Annotated in this window: 14 protein-coding genes; 6 read left to right on the top strand and 8 right to left on the bottom strand. The window is 51.4% G+C overall.

Annotated features, from left to right (window positions below; translation table 11 throughout):
- Positions 1–5: 5 nt before the first annotated feature.
- The 6 genes from ACF2G4_RS08255 to yeiP form a co-directional block, all read right to left on the bottom strand.
- Complete coding sequence (locus ACF2G4_RS08255; protein ID WP_409075966.1) at positions 6–1,811, bottom strand: extracellular solute-binding protein; 1,806 nt, start codon at positions 1,809–1,811, stop codon at positions 6–8.
- Between the two features lie 65 nt (positions 1,812–1,876).
- Entirely contained in the window at positions 1,877–3,439 is a 1,563-nt protein-coding gene (locus ACF2G4_RS08250; RefSeq protein ID WP_243077543.1) for a cyclic di-GMP phosphodiesterase, read from the bottom strand.
- Positions 3,440–3,663: 224 nt separating this feature from the next.
- Entirely contained in the window at positions 3,664–4,239 is a 576-nt protein-coding gene (gene mepS / locus ACF2G4_RS08245) for a bifunctional murein DD-endopeptidase/murein LD-carboxypeptidase (RefSeq protein ID WP_409075854.1), read from the bottom strand.
- Positions 4,240–4,755: 516 nt separating this feature from the next.
- Positions 4,756–5,463, bottom strand: a complete 708-nt coding sequence (locus ACF2G4_RS08240) for a phosphatase PAP2 family protein (protein ID WP_215846179.1) — start codon at positions 5,461–5,463, stop codon at positions 4,756–4,758.
- 44 nt (positions 5,464–5,507) lie between these two features.
- Positions 5,508–6,485, bottom strand: coding sequence for a CobW family GTP-binding protein (locus tag ACF2G4_RS08235; RefSeq protein ID WP_409075853.1), 978 nt, complete (start codon positions 6,483–6,485; stop codon positions 5,508–5,510).
- Positions 6,486–6,566: 81 nt separating this feature from the next.
- Positions 6,567–7,139, bottom strand: a complete 573-nt coding sequence (yeiP, locus tag ACF2G4_RS08230; RefSeq protein ID WP_215846182.1) for an elongation factor P-like protein YeiP — start codon at positions 7,137–7,139, stop codon at positions 6,567–6,569.
- 163 nt (positions 7,140–7,302) lie between these two features.
- Here yeiP and ACF2G4_RS08225 point away from each other — a divergent pair, with 163 nt between their 5' ends.
- The 4 genes from ACF2G4_RS08225 to fruA all read left to right on the top strand — a co-directional run bounded on the left by ACF2G4_RS08225 (position 7,303) and on the right by fruA (position 11,610).
- A complete protein-coding gene (locus ACF2G4_RS08225; protein WP_243077546.1) occupies positions 7,303–7,557 on the top strand; it encodes a YkgJ family cysteine cluster protein in 255 nt (84 codons plus the stop codon).
- 273 nt (positions 7,558–7,830) lie between these two features.
- The gene (fruB, locus tag ACF2G4_RS08220) at positions 7,831–8,961 is read left to right on the top strand and encodes a fused PTS fructose transporter subunit IIA/HPr protein (RefSeq protein ID WP_409075852.1); all 1,131 of its coding nucleotides are present in this window, start codon (positions 7,831–7,833) and stop codon (positions 8,959–8,961) included.
- Positions 8,958–9,896: a 1-phosphofructokinase gene (gene fruK, locus ACF2G4_RS08215; RefSeq protein WP_215846185.1), complete on the top strand. Its 939-nt coding sequence runs from the start codon at positions 8,958–8,960 to the stop codon at positions 9,894–9,896. Before fruB ends, fruK begins: the two co-directional genes overlap by 4 nt.
- A 16-nt stretch (positions 9,897–9,912) precedes the next feature.
- The gene (gene fruA, locus ACF2G4_RS08210; RefSeq protein ID WP_243077548.1) at positions 9,913–11,610 is read left to right on the top strand and encodes a PTS fructose transporter subunit IIBC; all 1,698 of its coding nucleotides are present in this window, start codon (positions 9,913–9,915) and stop codon (positions 11,608–11,610) included.
- A 57-nt stretch (positions 11,611–11,667) separates the two neighbouring features.
- Here the strand turns inward: fruA and nfo are convergent, their stop codons facing one another.
- Entirely contained in the window at positions 11,668–12,513 is an 846-nt protein-coding gene (gene nfo, locus ACF2G4_RS08205) for a deoxyribonuclease IV (RefSeq protein ID WP_409075851.1), read from the bottom strand.
- Between the two features lie 54 nt (positions 12,514–12,567).
- Complete coding sequence (locus tag ACF2G4_RS08200; RefSeq protein WP_409075965.1) at positions 12,568–13,623, bottom strand: YeiH family putative sulfate export transporter; 1,056 nt, start codon at positions 13,621–13,623, stop codon at positions 12,568–12,570.
- A 103-nt stretch (positions 13,624–13,726) separates the two neighbouring features.
- Between ACF2G4_RS08200 and ACF2G4_RS08195 the strand changes: the two genes are divergently transcribed.
- Together ACF2G4_RS08195 and yieE are read left to right on the top strand one after the other, a co-directional pair.
- Positions 13,727–14,107, top strand: a complete 381-nt coding sequence (locus ACF2G4_RS08195; protein ID WP_215846187.1) for a YkvA family protein — start codon at positions 13,727–13,729, stop codon at positions 14,105–14,107.
- 9 nt (positions 14,108–14,116) lie between these two features.
- Positions 14,117–14,983 carry a DNA-binding transcriptional regulator YeiE gene (gene yieE / locus ACF2G4_RS08190; protein WP_332627204.1) on the top strand — a complete coding sequence of 289 codons (867 nt, stop codon included), beginning with the start codon at positions 14,117–14,119 and terminating at the stop codon, positions 14,981–14,983.
- Positions 14,984–15,120 lie beyond the last annotated feature (137 nt).

The following is a 15,120-nucleotide window of genomic DNA, read 5'->3' as shown; positions in this document are numbered from 1 at the left end:
TCTCCTTAGCGTTGATCAGCCGGTAAACGTGCGGCTTTGTTCACGTCATACCACCACGTATCGAGCCCGTTGCTGTAAGCGGGTTTGATGGCAGGATGAGAATATTTATCCCAGTAGGCTAGCCGCTGTTCAGCATTGAACCACATCGGAATCATATAGGCATTCCACAGTAAAATACGATCTAACGCTTGGCCCAGCGGTAACAACGCTTTGGCATCTCCCTGATGCGTCATAATCGTTTTCACGAAGTGATCAACAATGGGATCTTTTACGCGTGCGGTATTCCACGATGAGGCGATGTATTCCGATTGCCAGCTGGTTTGCAGGCTGGAGGAGGGCGTTGGCATGGCTAAATAGGCGGTAGAAATCATATCGTAGTCGCCTTCACGCCAGCGACGCAGATATTGCGAGCTGTCGATCTGACGCAGCGTCAAGCTGATCCCTAAGCGGGACAAGCTGTGCTGAAACGGCAACGCCCACTCATTGTTGGTGCCGCCGCGCAGCAGCAACTCAACCGTAAAGGGTTGGCCCGTTTTATCGTTTATCAGGCGCTGGTTTTTAATGCTCCAGCCCGCCTCTTTCAATAGCTTCAGCGCTTTCAACAAATTACCACGATCGTAACCACTACCATCGGAATGGGGCGGGGCATATTTTTGTGTAAACAACTCAGGCGGCAATTGCGCTTTATAAGGCGCCAACAGCGCCAGTTGGTCGGCATCGGGGAGACCGCTGGCAGCATATTCCGTATTCTGGAAATAGCTGCTGGCACGCTGATAAGCGCCATAAAACAGTGCCTTGTTCATCCATTCAAAATCAAACGCTAAGCCCAGCGCCTGTCGCACCCGGCGATCGCTAAACAGCGGCTTTTCATTGTTGAACGCCAGCCAGCGCGTGTCGGTTGAGGCAGTATTTGGCGTGGTCTCTTTGACGATATGGTGATTACTGAAGTTGCGCCCGCGATATTGCGTAGCCCACTTTTTAGCGGATGACTCTTCGCGCAGATCAAACGCACCGGCTTTAAATGCTTCGAAAGCCACGTTATCGTCGAGATAATAGTCGTAACGTATCTGATCAAAGTTAAAGCGTCCGCGATTCACCGGCAGATTGGCTGCCCAGTAATTTTTTACCCGGCTGTATTCAATAAATTGGCCCAATTTCCAGTTACTGACACGGTAAGGGCCGCTCGATAACGGCGGGCGACTCAGCGGTTCGTTAAACTTTTTATCTTGCCAAAATTTCTGTGAAATCACAGGCAACGTCATCAGGCCAAGCAATAAATCTCTGTCTGGTTTTGGCAGGTCAATGCGCACCGTCAAAGGATTGAGCGCCTTCACGTTAACGCCTCTGTAAACCACACGAAATTGCGGCACGCCTTCGCTCATGAACTTTCCAAAAGTGAAAGCCACATCATTGGCAGTGATGGGCGTACCATCCTGGAATTGCGCGCGTGGATTGAGGGTGATTTCCATCCAGCTAAAATCGCTGGGATAGCGAGCGGATTCAGCAATCAGCGGATAATAGCTGCCGGGTTCATCATCAGAGTTGGTGAACAAGCGATCATAAAGTGTGTCGGTATTGACGCCGGGATTGCCACGCGAGGCGAAGCGATTGAAGTTATCGTAAGTTCCTACCACCGCCATGGTGATTTTACCGCCTTTGGACGCAGCGGAATTGACGTAATCGTAATGCGTGAAATTAACGGCATACTTTGGCTCACCGAGATCGGCGATGGCATAACTTTCCTGAATCGTTGCCGCGTATAGCGGGGCAATAAAAGTGCAAAGCAGCAAGGTTAAAAAGCGAAGCAGTATAAGCATGGCGCTCTCTTGTCGGTCATAGCAACAAAGCGTAGCAGTATCCTAATCCCAACGGCAGGTCAGGCGCTGTGAAGCTCAAAGTAGTCGATTAACGGTTCAGGCCGCAAGGGTCTGCTGAAGATGTAGCCTTGCAGATGGGTAACACCGCGATTGATCAGCCAGGCGGCCTGATCGCCGGTTTCTACCCCTTCTGCGACCGTTTTCATCTTCAGCTGCTTTGCCAACTGCAACACGGTGTCCAAAACAGGCGATGTCACGGTTTCCGTCCCGATGCTTTGCACAAAACCGCGATCAATTTTCAAATAATCGAAGGCATATCTTTCCAGATAGATCAGCGCGCTGTGGCCGGTGCCGAAATCATCTATGGCGATTTTGATGCCCTGACGATGCAGCCAACTAAACAGTTCACCGGCGCTTTTATCACGCACAATGGTGCGCTCAGTAATTTCAAATACGTAGCTGAAATGATCGACAGGCATGGCTTTCATCCAGCACAGAACGTCATCGCGAAATGTCTCGGAAGCCAGATGCAGCGGAGAAATATTCAGTCCCATAATGGTGCCGGCAGGAACGTGGCGGCTCAGCAGATGTGCATCACGTGCAACGAGCTGGAACAGGTGACGTGTCAGCGGAATGATCAGATTTTGCGTTTCAGCATAATTAATAAACACATCAGGCGGAATGGCGCCCTCGGTAGGATGCGTCCAGCGGAGCAACGCTTCTGCGCCATAAGGCTGACCGTTATAAGAAGTGATCAGTGGCTGATATTCCACATGAAACTCACCCCGTTTAATCCCTTGCAGAATCTCTTTTCCCGGCTGTTTACACAGCGAAAACAGCAACCAGCAGACGCCGCCCACCAGCAGCGAAAGCAGCGTTCCACTCAGAAAGATGAACTGGTAATCGCTGCGTGACAAGGTTGAGCCATACAAAACAAATTGCAGCGGAAAACCGGATAACTGAAGCTGCATCAGCGAAGGCGGCAAATCATCATTTTTAGTGACTGCCTGCTGCCAACTGGTGATGGCACTGTTTTGTGCTTCCAGCGCCATGCCTGAAATCTCAGGATGATACGAAGCCAGCAGCTGATACGGTTCCAAACTTAAATTGAGCGTGGCAAACACGCCTGACTGCGTGCTGCCGGGATTTTTCAGCCAGATCGCCACAGCCGGTTTGGACGGTTGCAATGGTGTGCCGCTTAATAACTGCAAATCGGTGTCGCGCGCGGGATCGGTCTGTGCAGAGATAATATTCAGCGGCAGAAAAAAGCTGCCGGTGGCAGATGAGCAAAAGGCGTTGCCGTCTTTGACCAGCAAGATAGCACGAAGATTACCGGCAAAAGCTGCGCGCGACGTTAACTCACGATTAATCGCGTGGCAGTTAGCATGACTAAAAGGCAGAAGGGGATTGAGGGTGTTATCGATCAAGGTCGTCAACGAATGTTGCAGTGCATCTCGGCTATTCACTAATAACTGGTGGTGCTGCTTTTCGCGATGATGCCAGGTCAAATTTAATAATATTGAGGTAAATAAAACAAAGAAGACAACGCCGATAATCGCGCTACTCCAGGCGATACGACGAGGAAAAGTGGCATGGCGCATCAGCGCCGCTGACAGTGGCATGAGGTGCTTCCTCTGATTCTGTTTTTATTATTTAACTGCACACAGCTGCTCTGATGTAAGCGAATGAGAATATAACGAGATGACGGACAAAGTCTTGTTATTCTTCTGATAAACAATCACTTTTTTTTACATTTACAGAAAGGATTTAGCATTTAAAGACGAAAAAAAACGCTGCAAAGCAGCGTTAGATTTTCTCTGGCTGAGAAGGTGTTCGAAGCGAGGCGTTAAGTAGGGTTACGACTTAATACTCGACGGCCTTCGCGGTAGCGCTTCTTCCAGTAATTATCGTTCAGATTTGAGATCATCACACCACTGCTGGTGGAAGCATGAACGAAATTGTCGTTACCGAGATAGATACCCACATGACGACCCGTAGAACCTGCGCGGAACAGGACAAGATCGCCTGGACGCAACTTGGTGCGAGAAATCTCTCTGCCGGTATCTTGCTGCTCTGAAGTTGAGCGCGGTAAATCTAAGCCAAACTGTTCGCGGAAGGTGCGCTGAACAAAGGCGGAGCAATCAATACCCCGTTTGGTATCACCACCAAGACGGTAACGCACACCTTTCCAGACGGCATATTGATCCATGATGCGCGTCTTAACATCGACGTTGCGCACCATTTCTTCAAATTCATCCTGAGACGCTTGAAGTAAAAAACCATTCTGGTTGTTAACTTCATGATTCTCGTTATTCTCGTTATGTCCATCATACGTACTACTACAAGCTGAGAGCAGAGTTGCCAGCGCCATTGCGGGCACGATCCGCCAAATATATCTCAGAATTGGTTGAGACTTGACCATTATTCGGGTTTTCCTTCGATGTCCTTACGACAAGATTGTCGCTAGCCAGATGACAAAACGGAATGAGATTAATAAGCGAATCAGCCTAAGACAATTCCTTAATTACTAAATTGTGTTAATGACCACAATTTCACAGTAAAAAAAGGCCGAATTTTCTGCTGCTGTTGCCTCACTGCGACTGAGGTTAACCGATTACAGAGGCCGTGGCGAGTGCTTTTAATCAAATTCTTATAGGTTTTTTTGATATGAATCAATCTGTAACAGAGTGCCTACTTTATCAGCAATTATCAGGAAATAATGGAGGGAACAGCGCGTTAAACTGGCGCTAATTCGCGGTCTAGCTGGGATTTTAAGAGTTTTTACGCTGGACAGGGTAATTGACAGAAGATTTAGCCACTAAAAAGGACATAACTTTTTTGTTTTACCCTTTTTTGGTTAGCTTGCTAATAATATATTTAAGTTTTTAATAAGCGCGGGCGGTACAAATAATTGCCGTTTATCGCCCGCGCTAATCAATTACACCTGTGGCTTATATTTGCCCGGTAGTTTTCGATAAAACCAATTCACTACTGCATCACTGGCCGGCGTTAATAACCACCAGCTCAGCCCGACTAATACCACCGAAAGCGAGCCCACCGCCACATCGGTAAACCAATGTGCACCGGCCATCACGCGTGGCAATGAAAATATAATCACGATAGCTGCGGCGATGAGAAAGGCGCGTGAACCAAAATAACGCCACATGAAGCAGGCAAAGATAATGAGCATCATGCCGTGGTCGCCAGGGAAACTATTTTTCGATGCATCTTTAGCTGGAATGCCCGTCAACTCACTGACGCGATGTACATTGTCAAAAAACAGCGTTGGGCTGGCATGTTGCACCGGTATTAAATGACCAAGCTGATTCAGGATAACCGCTGTGAGTAGCATGGTGATGCCAATTGCCAATAGCTTGCGGCGACCCTGCGGTGTCTCGCGACGCCAGAACGACAGATAGAGCAATCCCATCGCCAGTAGCGACACAAGATCAAAGCCACGAAAATTGGTGATTGCCACCAGTAAGGCAAATCCAGGATGCGCAACCATCTGATCGTTAAAAGTAAAAAATATCGTTTTATCCACGCCGAACCAAAAACCATGTTCAGGCGGTAAATACCACGATAAAAACAACACAACACCCAATGCGTTAAGCAAAAGGATCGTAACAAGACGAGTAGCGTGCATAGTCCAACTCATGATTTAAAAAATAACCGCAGAACCTAACCTGGTTAGCGTAAACGACACTTCAACAATGCGGATTGTAGTTCATTCCAGTTAGATGACTGTGAATGGATCATTTCCACCCGGCTATCAACAGGCGCAGAAGCATACGTTTCGATATGCAGATCTTCGCCTTGCCGGTTAATGCTCACCGTACCATCGGCAATTCGCAGCACACCTTTAACCCGATCAACCGGCGCTAAACGTGCCCATTCCAGCAGCGGAATGGTATCGAAAACCGTTTCGCTATCAAAAATCCAGCCGCAGGCAGCGTAGCCTTGGCCTTCATTAAGGGCGCGACGCCAGCGTGACTGGCCCTCCAGGCGCAGCGCAGCGATACCGCTGGCGGGAGCCGGGGCGTGATGGTGATGTTCTGGTTGAGGAATAGGGCGAGGTGAACCGCGAGGCGTGTCTAATAATGATAGGGATATTTGACCGAATTGCGTCGTCACAAACGGGCGACCTTGAAGAAATTGTTCCTGCCAGCGTTGCAATGCCAGGCGATCGCTCTCATGCCAACGGTCGCTTTTGTTTCCCACAATAATATCGGCAGCCACCAGCTGATCGCGAAAATTCTCGTTTGCAACCACTCGCGCATCCCCAAGTTGACGTGCATCGAGCAGGGTAATTGTGGCGTTAAGTTGCAGCCAGGGTTGATAAACCTCTGCGCTCAGCATGGATAACAGCTGGCGAGGATGGCCTAAACCGGTGGGTTCTATCAGTAAGCGATCCGGCTTGTTCTGCTTTAATAACATGTTGAGGCCAACCTGCATTGGCAAGCCGTTTACGCAACACATGCAGCCGCCAGGAATCTCCTTCAGCGTCGCACCACGATTAGCTAACAGCGCGCCATCAATGCCAATCTCACCGAATTCATTAACCAGCACCGCCCAATTTTCATTTTCAGGTTTATTGGCCAGCAAATGCAGCAAAGTAGTGGTTTTGCCGCTGCCTAAAAAGCCGGTAAGAAGGTTAACGCGTGTCATGCTAAAAGCTCCGATAACAAAATCGCCAGGCTAAAGATGTTATCTTATAACATTGTCACCTGGCGAGAATCGTGGCGTGATTTAGTCAGCACGCCCCATGTAACGGCGTTCAGCGATATGAATGCGGATACGATCGCCATTGCTGAGGTATTCCGGCACCTGAATCGCCAGACCGGTGCTCATTCCTGCCGGTTTGGTGCGTGCACTGGCAGAGGCTCCTTTAATGCCCGGCGATGTATCAACAATTTCCATGTCAACGGTTTGTGGCAACTCTAATGCCAGCAACTGACCCTCCATTGTCAGCACATGAATGCCAGGAATGCCGCCTTCTGGAATAAACAGCAGCTCCTCTTCGATTTGCTCTTTTTTAAAGGTATAAGGCGTGTAATCTTCGTCATCCATAAAGACATACTCATCGCCGTCTATATAAGAGAAGGTCACGCTACGGCGGCTAAGTGAAATCGCTTCAATCAGATCGTCACCTTTAAAGCGCTCTTCCACTTTCATTCCGGTACGAACATCGGTGAAACGCATTTTATACAGCGTGGCCGCACCGCGCGCGCTTGGGCTTTGAACATCAATATCTTTAACCAGCAGCAGCTTTCCATTATGGGTCACCGCCATCCCTTTTTTGATTTCATTGGCTTTTGGCATTGCAGTTCTCGCTTTCTCTGAGATTGAATTGCGCGACACGTTACTCGCGCCGGTGAAAACAGGCAATATGCCGCGCAGGTATTTTTATGGACGCTGAGAGAAGGATGGCAAAAAGCGAACTGGGCTGCTATTGTCGCGGCGAAATTCTCTGCTGGAGTGCATCATGCAATGCCGTAGTCAGTGCGGTGCCTGTTGTACGGCGCCCTCCATCTCTTCACCTATTCCCGGCATGCCCAATGGCAAACCCGCGAACACGCCCTGTGTTCAGCTTGATGACGATTTGCGCTGCAAGCTTTTTGGTTCGCCTTTACGCCCAGCAGTGTGCGCGGGTTTACAGCCCGATCGCGAAATGTGCGGCAATTCGCGCCACGATGCGATGCTTTATCTGATACAACTGGAAACCGACACCGCGCCATAATTTGCTGAAGTTTGCTGATTCTTCAAAGATTAAACGCGTTGCGTTTACAGCAGGGCGTCAGCTACACCCTCAATAAAATCCTCATTAGACTGTGAAATGTGCGTGGCTTCAAAAATATGCTACGCCGTTTGCGCATTTTCTTGCCTGCTTGAATGCGCTGTACCAGAATCCTTGAAACGTTTCAGCGTTGTCTGCGAAACCATCTTCGTAGTGGGCAGCGTCTATTTTTGCCATCAAGCTGAAACGATTCAATTTCAGCAAGCGAGGAGAATTATGTTCCAGCTCGAATTGCAGGCTATCCACACCGGGGCCAGCGCGCAAAACAAAGAAGACGCTATTCGTCAGGTTGCTGCGGCGCTGACCGCTGCCGGAAACGTCGCAGAAGGCTACGTTAACGGCATGCTGGCGCGCGAACAGCAAACCTCTACTTTTCTCGGTAATGGCATCGCCATACCACACGGCACCACCGACACGCGTGACTTAGTGTTAAAAACGGGCGTGCAGGTATTTCAGTTTCCGCAGGGTATCGCCTGGGGCGAAGATCAAACCGCCTATGTCGCTATTGGTATCGCCGCGAAGTCTGACGAACACCTTGCGCTGCTGCGTCAACTCACCCATGTATTAAGCGATGACAGCATTGCCGATCAGCTAAAAACCGCCTCGGCTGAAGAGCTGCGTGCGCTGTTAATGGGGGAGAAACAAGCTGCTGAATTCAGTTTTGATACCTCATTAATCAGCGTCGATGTGGCAGCAAAAGATTTAATCACGTTGCAGGCGCTTAACGCCGGACGTTTACAGGCTGCGGGTGTGGTGGATGCGAGCTACGTTGCCAACGTAATTTCTGCTGCGCCGTTAAGCCTTGGTCAAGGCATCTGGCTGAGCGACAGCGCCAGCGGTAATGTGCGCAGCGGCGTAGCAGTAAGCCGTGCAGCAACGCCGTTTGACCATCAGGGCGAGCAGGTTGCCATGCTGGTGAATGTGGCAGCCACTGACGATCGTCCGCTGGAGGTGCTGGGCTATCTCAGCACGCTGCTGCTGAACAACAAAGCCGATCGTTTAATCAAAGCAGATGCCGCTGGCGTTTACGCGTTGCTGACCAGTGAAGTCGATGAGCAGGCAGAAGTCTTAACCGCCGAATTTACTATCCGTAACGAACATGGTCTGCACGCGCGTCCGGGCACCGCGCTGGTTAGCGTGATCAAACAATTTAATAGCGACATTACCGTGACTAACCTTGATGGCAGCGGTAAGCCAGCTAATGGCCGTAGCCTGATGAAGGTTGTGGCACTTGGCGTGAAAAAAGGCCACCGCCTGCGCTTTACTGCCAGCGGCGAAGATGCACAACAAGCGCTAACCGCCATTGAAGAAGCGATCACCAGCGGTTTAGGCGAGGGGGCAGCATGAGCAGACGCGTAGCAACCATTACGCTAAATCCCGCTTACGATTTAGTCGGCTATACACCAGAGATCGAACGCGGTGAAGTCAACCTGGTAAAAACCACCGGTTTGCACGCGGCGGGTAAAGGCATCAACGTCGCGAAAGTACTGAAAGATCTCGGCATTGATGTGACCGTCGGTGGCTTTCTGGGTAAAGAAAATCAGGATGGTTTCCAGCAGTTATTCAGCGAGCTGGGCATCGCTAACCGCTTTCAGGTAGTGCCAGGCCGAACGCGCATCAACGTGAAGCTCACTGAGCAAACCGGTGATGTAACTGACCTGAACTTTTCAGGATTTAACGTGACTTCACAGGACTGGGATCGCTTCACCAGCGACTCGCTAACCTGGCTCGGTCAGTTTGATATGGTCTGCGTTAGCGGCAGCCTGCCGGAAGGCGTTGATCCCGCAGCGTTTACCCAATGGATGAGTGACTTACGTACCCTTTGTCCGTGCATCATTTTCGACAGCAGCCGTGAAGCGCTGGTAGCAGGCTTGAAAGCGGCGCCATGGTTGGTCAAACCAAACCGTCGCGAGCTGGAAATTTGGGCGGGTCGCAAACTGCCTACGCTGCAGGATGTGATTGGTGCTGCACACGAACTGCGCGAGCAGGGCATTGCGCATGTCGTCATTTCTCTGGGGGCTGAAGGTGCACTGTGGGTCAATGCTTCAGGTGAATGGCTGGCTAAACCGCCAGTGTGTGACGTTGTCAGCACGGTAGGCGCAGGCGATTCCATGGTCGGCGGCTTGATTTATGGTTTGCTGATGCGTGAATCCAGTGAACACACACTGCGTCTTGCGACGGCGGTGGCGGCAATGGCCGTCAGCCAGAGTAACGTGGGCATAACCGATCGTACTCAGTTGGCCGCAATGATGGCGCGCGTCGACTTAAAACCCGTTAACTAACAGCAGGAGAGCGATAATGAAAACGCTGCTGATAAAAGATCCTTCACTGGGTCTGGCTTCCGCTTACATGGCAAAACAGCGCCTTACCGCCGCGGCGGCGCAGGCGGGTCTGACAATCACTGAAAACCCGGCAGAGGCCGAACTGGCGATCGTCATCGGTCATGAAATTCCGAATGACGCGGCGCTGAACGGCAAATCTGTCTGGCTGGGCGATGTGCAGCAAGCTGTACGTGAGCCAGAACAATTCCTTAGCCGGGCAAAAGCCGAAGCCAAAAGTTGGCAGGCGACAGCGGAAGTGGCGGCACCTGCTACCACTGCGCAGGCTGGCGGTCAAAAACGTATCGTAGCGGTAACCGCTTGTCCGACGGGCGTCGCGCATACCTTTATGGCAGCCGAAGCGATCCAGTCTGAAGCCACTAAACGCGGCTGGTGGGTAAAAGTTGAAACCCGCGGTTCAGTGGGTGCGGGCAACGCCATCACGCCAGAAGAAGTGGCCGCAGCCGATCTGGTGATCGTCGCCGCTGATATTGAAGTCGATCTGGCGAAATTTGCCGGTAAGCCGATGTACCGCACATCAACCGGTTTAGCGTTGAAGAAAACGGCACAAGAGCTGGATAAAGCAGAAGTCGAAGCGAAACCGTATAAACCTTCTGGTGCGCAGGGCAGTAACAGTCAGGAAGACAAAAAAGAGGGTGGCGCAGGCGCGTATCGTCACCTGTTAACCGGCGTTTCCTACATGCTGCCGATGGTGGTAGCGGGCGGTTTGAGCATTGCGCTCTCTTTCGCCTTTGGTATTACCGCGTTTAAAGAGCAGGGCACGCTGGCGGCGGCCTTGATGCAGATTGGCGGCGGTAGCGCCTTCGCCTTAATGGTGCCGGTGTTGGCAGGTTTCATCGCCTTCTCTATCGCTGACCGTCCGGGTCTGACGCCAGGCTTGATTGGCGGCATGCTGGCGACCAGCATCAACGCCGGTTTCCTTGGCGGAATCATCGCGGGCTTTATTGCCGGTTATGCTGCCAAACTGATCAGCAGCAAAGTTAAGCTGCCACAAAGTATGGAAGCGTTGAAACCAATATTGATCATCCCGCTGTTTGCGAGCTTGATTACCGGCCTGCTGATGATCTATGTGGTCGGTAAACCGGTTGCTGGCATCATGAGCGGCTTGACAACCTGGTTAGCAAATATGGGCACTGCGAATGCGGTCCTGTTGGGCGCGATCCTTGGCGGCATGATGTGTACCGATATGGGCGGCCCGGTGAACAAAGTGGCGTACGCCTTTGGTGTGGGTTTGTTGAGTTCACAAACCTATGCGCCAATGGCCGCCATTATGGCAGCCGGTATGGTTCCACCGCTGGCGATGGGTTTAGCCACGCTGGTTGCACGACGCAAGTTCAACAAAGGTCAGCAGGAAGGCGGCAAAGCGGCGCTGGTTCTTGGATTGTGCTTTATCTCTGAAGGTGCGATCCCGTTTGCGGCGCGTGATCCCATGCGCGTCCTGCCATGCTGCATTGTCGGCGGCGCGGTGACCGGTGCTATCTCCATGGCAATTGGCGCCAAACTGATGGCACCGCACGGTGGCCTGTTCGTGCTGTTGATTCCTGGCGCGATTACCCCGGTGTTGGGTTATCTGCTGGCGATTGTGATTGGTACGGCAATCGCGGGCCTGAGTTATGCAGTATTGAAACGTTCAGAAGAAGAGTTGGTGAAAGCCTAATTTCTGCGGAAATGCATCAGCAAAAATGAAAGGGAGCCGGTTGGCTCCCTTTTTTATTCAAGCTTGCTGCTGCGCCTTCAGCCAGGCAATTTCATCTTTCCAGATATCAGGATTGATGGTTTCCAGAATCAGTGGAATGCCATCGAAACGCGAATCTTTCATTAACCAGCTAAACACGGTTTTACCGATGTTGCCTTCGCCAAGACTGTTGTGACGGTCTACTCGGCTGCCGAAAGCACTTTTCGCATCGTTCAGGTGCATGCCGCGCAGATACTTAAAGCCAACGATGCGCTCAAATTCAGCGAAGGTGGCAACGCAGTCCTCTTCAGTGCGCAAATCGTAGCCACCCGCAAAGGCGTGACAGGTATCAATACAAACGCCAACACGCGATTTGTCTTCAACATGCTCGATGATGGTGGCCAAATGCTCAAAGCGGAAGCCCAGATTGCTACCTTGCCCTGCGGTATTTTCAATCACCGCTGTCACGTTTTGGCTTTTATCCAGCGCAATATTGACCGATTCCGCGATGCGCTTCAGGCAGGCTTCCTCTTCAATCTGCTGCAAATGGCTGCCCGGATGGAAATTAAGTAAGGTCAGTCCTAACTGATCTGCTCGCTGCATCTCATCCAAAAACGCGTCGCGTGACTTTTCCAACGCATCCATCACTGGATGCCCCAGGTTAATCAGGAAGCTGTCGTGAGGCAGGATTTGCTGCGGGCCGTAATTGTATTTTTCACAGGCGGCGCGAAAAGCATCGATCACCTCAATGGAAAGGGGAGCCGCTTTCCACTGACGCTGATTCTTGGTAAACAGAGCGAAGGCGGTGGCTTCAAGCTCATGAGCGCGAATCACTGCCTGGTCCACACCGCCAGACGCGCTGACGTGTGCGCCGATATATTTCATGCCGTTCTCCTGAAGTGGCTATGCACAGATGAACCGGCATGATACCCGATGCGCTTAGCCCATGAAATGTTGCGCCAGCAGATTGATACCACCGCCGCCCACGATCAGCCAGCTAAACACCATCGCCCCTAACAGCAGCGGTTTGATACCGGCATTGCGCAGTGCGCTGAAGCGCGTGGTTAATCCCAGCGCGGCCATCGCCATGGCCAGCAATAAATTTGCCAGTTGATTAAGCGCGGTGACAGCGTAGGCGGGCAATATATGCAATGAGTTGAACACCGCGACCAGCACAAACAACAGAGCAAACCACGGGAACGTCACGGGTCCCTGCGTCTGCGTACCGCGCTGCTGGCGACGTAATACGCCGCCAAGGCATAACAGAAACGGTGCCAGCATCATCACGCGCAACATTTTCGCAATCACTGCGCTGTTTTCTGCATCCGGGCCAAGCGCGTGACCCGCCGCGACAACCTGCGCCACTTCATGAATGGTCGATCCGGTAAAAATACCAAACTGCGTCAGGCTGAGAGTTGGAAAAAGGGCGTGCGCCAGCGGCCACAGCAGAGGATAGATAAAAATAGCCAGCGTACCGAACAGCACCACAGTAGCGACGGCTACCGCGACTTTAGACGGTGCTGCTTTTATCACCGGTTCTGTGGCTAATACCGCAGCGGCACCACAAATACTGCTGCCTGCGCCAATCAACCACACCGTGTCGCGGTCCAGTTTCAACAAACGCCTACCGAGCAGGCAGGTTATAAAAAAGGTGCTGCTTAAGGTCAGCGCATCAATCACAATGCCGCTCACACCTACATCGGTGATTTGCTGCAGGGTAATACGGAAGCCAAACAGGATAATGCCAAGGCGCAAGAGTTTTTGCTTGGCCAGCGCCACGCCAGCATCGCAATGCGTTGCCAGCGGAGAATAAATGCTGTTGCCCACGACAATGCCCAGCATGATCGCCAACGTTAACGCGCCGAGGCCAATGCCGCTAAGCCAGGGTTGATTCGCCAGCCAGGCTGCCGCTGCGGCAATCGACGCGGTCAGCAGTAAACCGGGAAGCCAATGCTGAAAAGGTAGCTGCGTTTTGTTGAAAGTGAGTTCGGTCATCATCGTTGCTCCTGTTTGAAGTTCGATCATGCTGCTCACTAGCTTAAAAGTGAAATTGATAATATATTTAATATTAACCGGTATAAGTAATAAGGCAGGGAATATGCTGTTTGGAAGACTTCGCCGCTGGGCCGCCTTGATTAAACGAGATGTTTTAACCTTGTGGTTTGCCTGTCGCGATCCGCGTACGCCATGGTGGTTCAAATTAATTTCGGTGGGATTGGTCGCGTACGCGCTTAGCCCGATTGATTTGATCCCCGACTTCATCCCCATCGTTGGTCTGCTGGATGATGCGATTATTATCCCGCTCGGCGTGATGATCTTGCTGAAGTTGCTGCCGCGTGAAATACGTATCAGCAGTATCGAAAGTGCCGAAGTTCAACGTGCGCGTGGCAAAAAAGTGGTCAGCGGGTTCGGATTGATCCTGATGTTGCTGATTTGGCTCGGCGTATTGGTTTATCTTGTAAACCATTACGCAATGTAGGGGAAACGCATGCATATTACGCTGCGTCAGGTTGAAGTGTTTACCGAGGTATTAAAAAGCGGCTCGACAACGCAGGCTTCGCAAGTGCTGGCGTTATCGCAGTCTGCGGTCAGTGCCGCGCTGGCCGATTTGGAAGGACAGCTGGGTGTACAGTTGTTTGACCGTGTCGGTAAACGACTGGTGTTGAATGAACATGGTCGTCTGCTCTATCCGCGCGCTGTGGGTTTGCTGGAACAGGCGGGAGAAATTGAGCAGCTGTTTAAAGAAGACAACGGCGCTATTCGTATCTACGCCAGCAGCACCATTGGTAACTATTTACTGCCGGGCATGATTGCCGGTTATCGTCGTGACTTCCCCGGTTTGCCGCTGGAGCTGAGCGTCGGCAACAGTCAGGACGTGATCAATGCAGTGTCAGATTTTAGGGTCGATGTTGGGCTGATCGAAGGTCCGTGCCACATGACTGACTTGGTCAGTGAGGCCTGGCTGGAAGATGAACTGGTGGTGTTCGCCGCGCCAGATGCAGAGATTTTGCAGCAGCCAGTAACGCTGGAGTCATTGGGTGCGGCGCCATGGATCTTGCGCGAGCGTGGATCCGGCACGCGTGAAATTGTCGATTATCTGCTGTTATCGCATTTGCCCTCTTTCCAACTGGGCATGGAGCTTGGCAATTCAGAAGCGATCAAACACGCAGTACGTCATGGCATGGGTATTAGCTGTTTATCGCGTCGGGTGATCAGTGATTTGCTCGATGCAGGAACGCTGGTGGAGCTGAAAATTCCACTGCCGCGCCTGACGCGCACCCTTTATCGTATTCATCATCGTCAAAAACATATCTCAAAAGCGTTGACGCGTTTCCTCTCCTATTGCCGCGAATAACGCGTTCAAGCAACCTGTAAGCCTCATGCGTGAGGCTCCATCTTCTGGCTTAACACTGGCCTTAAGCCTGAATATTGCCGGTAAAAAGAGTGGGTGCTAATAATTTCGCGTCTATCATGAAGGTAACTTATAACAGC

This window comes from Pantoea phytostimulans (assembly GCF_046118715.1).
GTDB classification, from domain to species: Bacteria; Pseudomonadota; Gammaproteobacteria; order Enterobacterales; family Enterobacteriaceae; genus Pantoea; species Pantoea phytostimulans.
The sequence above is the reverse complement of the archived record's forward strand: the minus strand, read 5'-3'. Positions and strand labels throughout refer to the sequence as shown.

Coding starts and splice junctions, on each gene's coding strand:
- ACF2G4_RS08225 (WP_243077546.1), top strand. CDS start 7,303: ATGCAATGCCGTAGTCAGTGCGGTGCCTGTTGTACGGCGCCCTCCATC.
- ACF2G4_RS08250 (WP_243077543.1), bottom strand. CDS start 3,439: ATGCCACTGTCAGCGGCGCTGATGCGCCATGCCACTTTTCCTCGTCGT.
- ACF2G4_RS08195 (WP_215846187.1), top strand. CDS start 13,727: ATGCTGTTTGGAAGACTTCGCCGCTGGGCCGCCTTGATTAAACGAGAT.
- mepS (WP_409075854.1), bottom strand. CDS start 4,239: ATGGTCAAGTCTCAACCAATTCTGAGATATATTTGGCGGATCGTGCCC.
- ACF2G4_RS08235 (WP_409075853.1), bottom strand. CDS start 6,485: ATGACACGCGTTAACCTTCTTACCGGCTTTTTAGGCAGCGGCAAAACC.
- ACF2G4_RS08200 (WP_409075965.1), bottom strand. CDS start 13,623: ATGACCGAACTCACTTTCAACAAAACGCAGCTACCTTTTCAGCATTGG.
- fruA (WP_243077548.1), top strand. CDS start 9,913: ATGAAAACGCTGCTGATAAAAGATCCTTCACTGGGTCTGGCTTCCGCT.
- yieE (WP_332627204.1), top strand. CDS start 14,117: ATGCATATTACGCTGCGTCAGGTTGAAGTGTTTACCGAGGTATTAAAA.
- nfo (WP_409075851.1), bottom strand. CDS start 12,513: ATGAAATATATCGGCGCACACGTCAGCGCGTCTGGCGGTGTGGACCAG.
- fruB (WP_409075852.1), top strand. CDS start 7,831: ATGTTCCAGCTCGAATTGCAGGCTATCCACACCGGGGCCAGCGCGCAA.
- fruK (WP_215846185.1), top strand. CDS start 8,958: ATGAGCAGACGCGTAGCAACCATTACGCTAAATCCCGCTTACGATTTA.
- yeiP (WP_215846182.1), bottom strand. CDS start 7,139: ATGCCAAAAGCCAATGAAATCAAAAAAGGGATGGCGGTGACCCATAAT.
- ACF2G4_RS08240 (WP_215846179.1), bottom strand. CDS start 5,463: ATGCACGCTACTCGTCTTGTTACGATCCTTTTGCTTAACGCATTGGGT.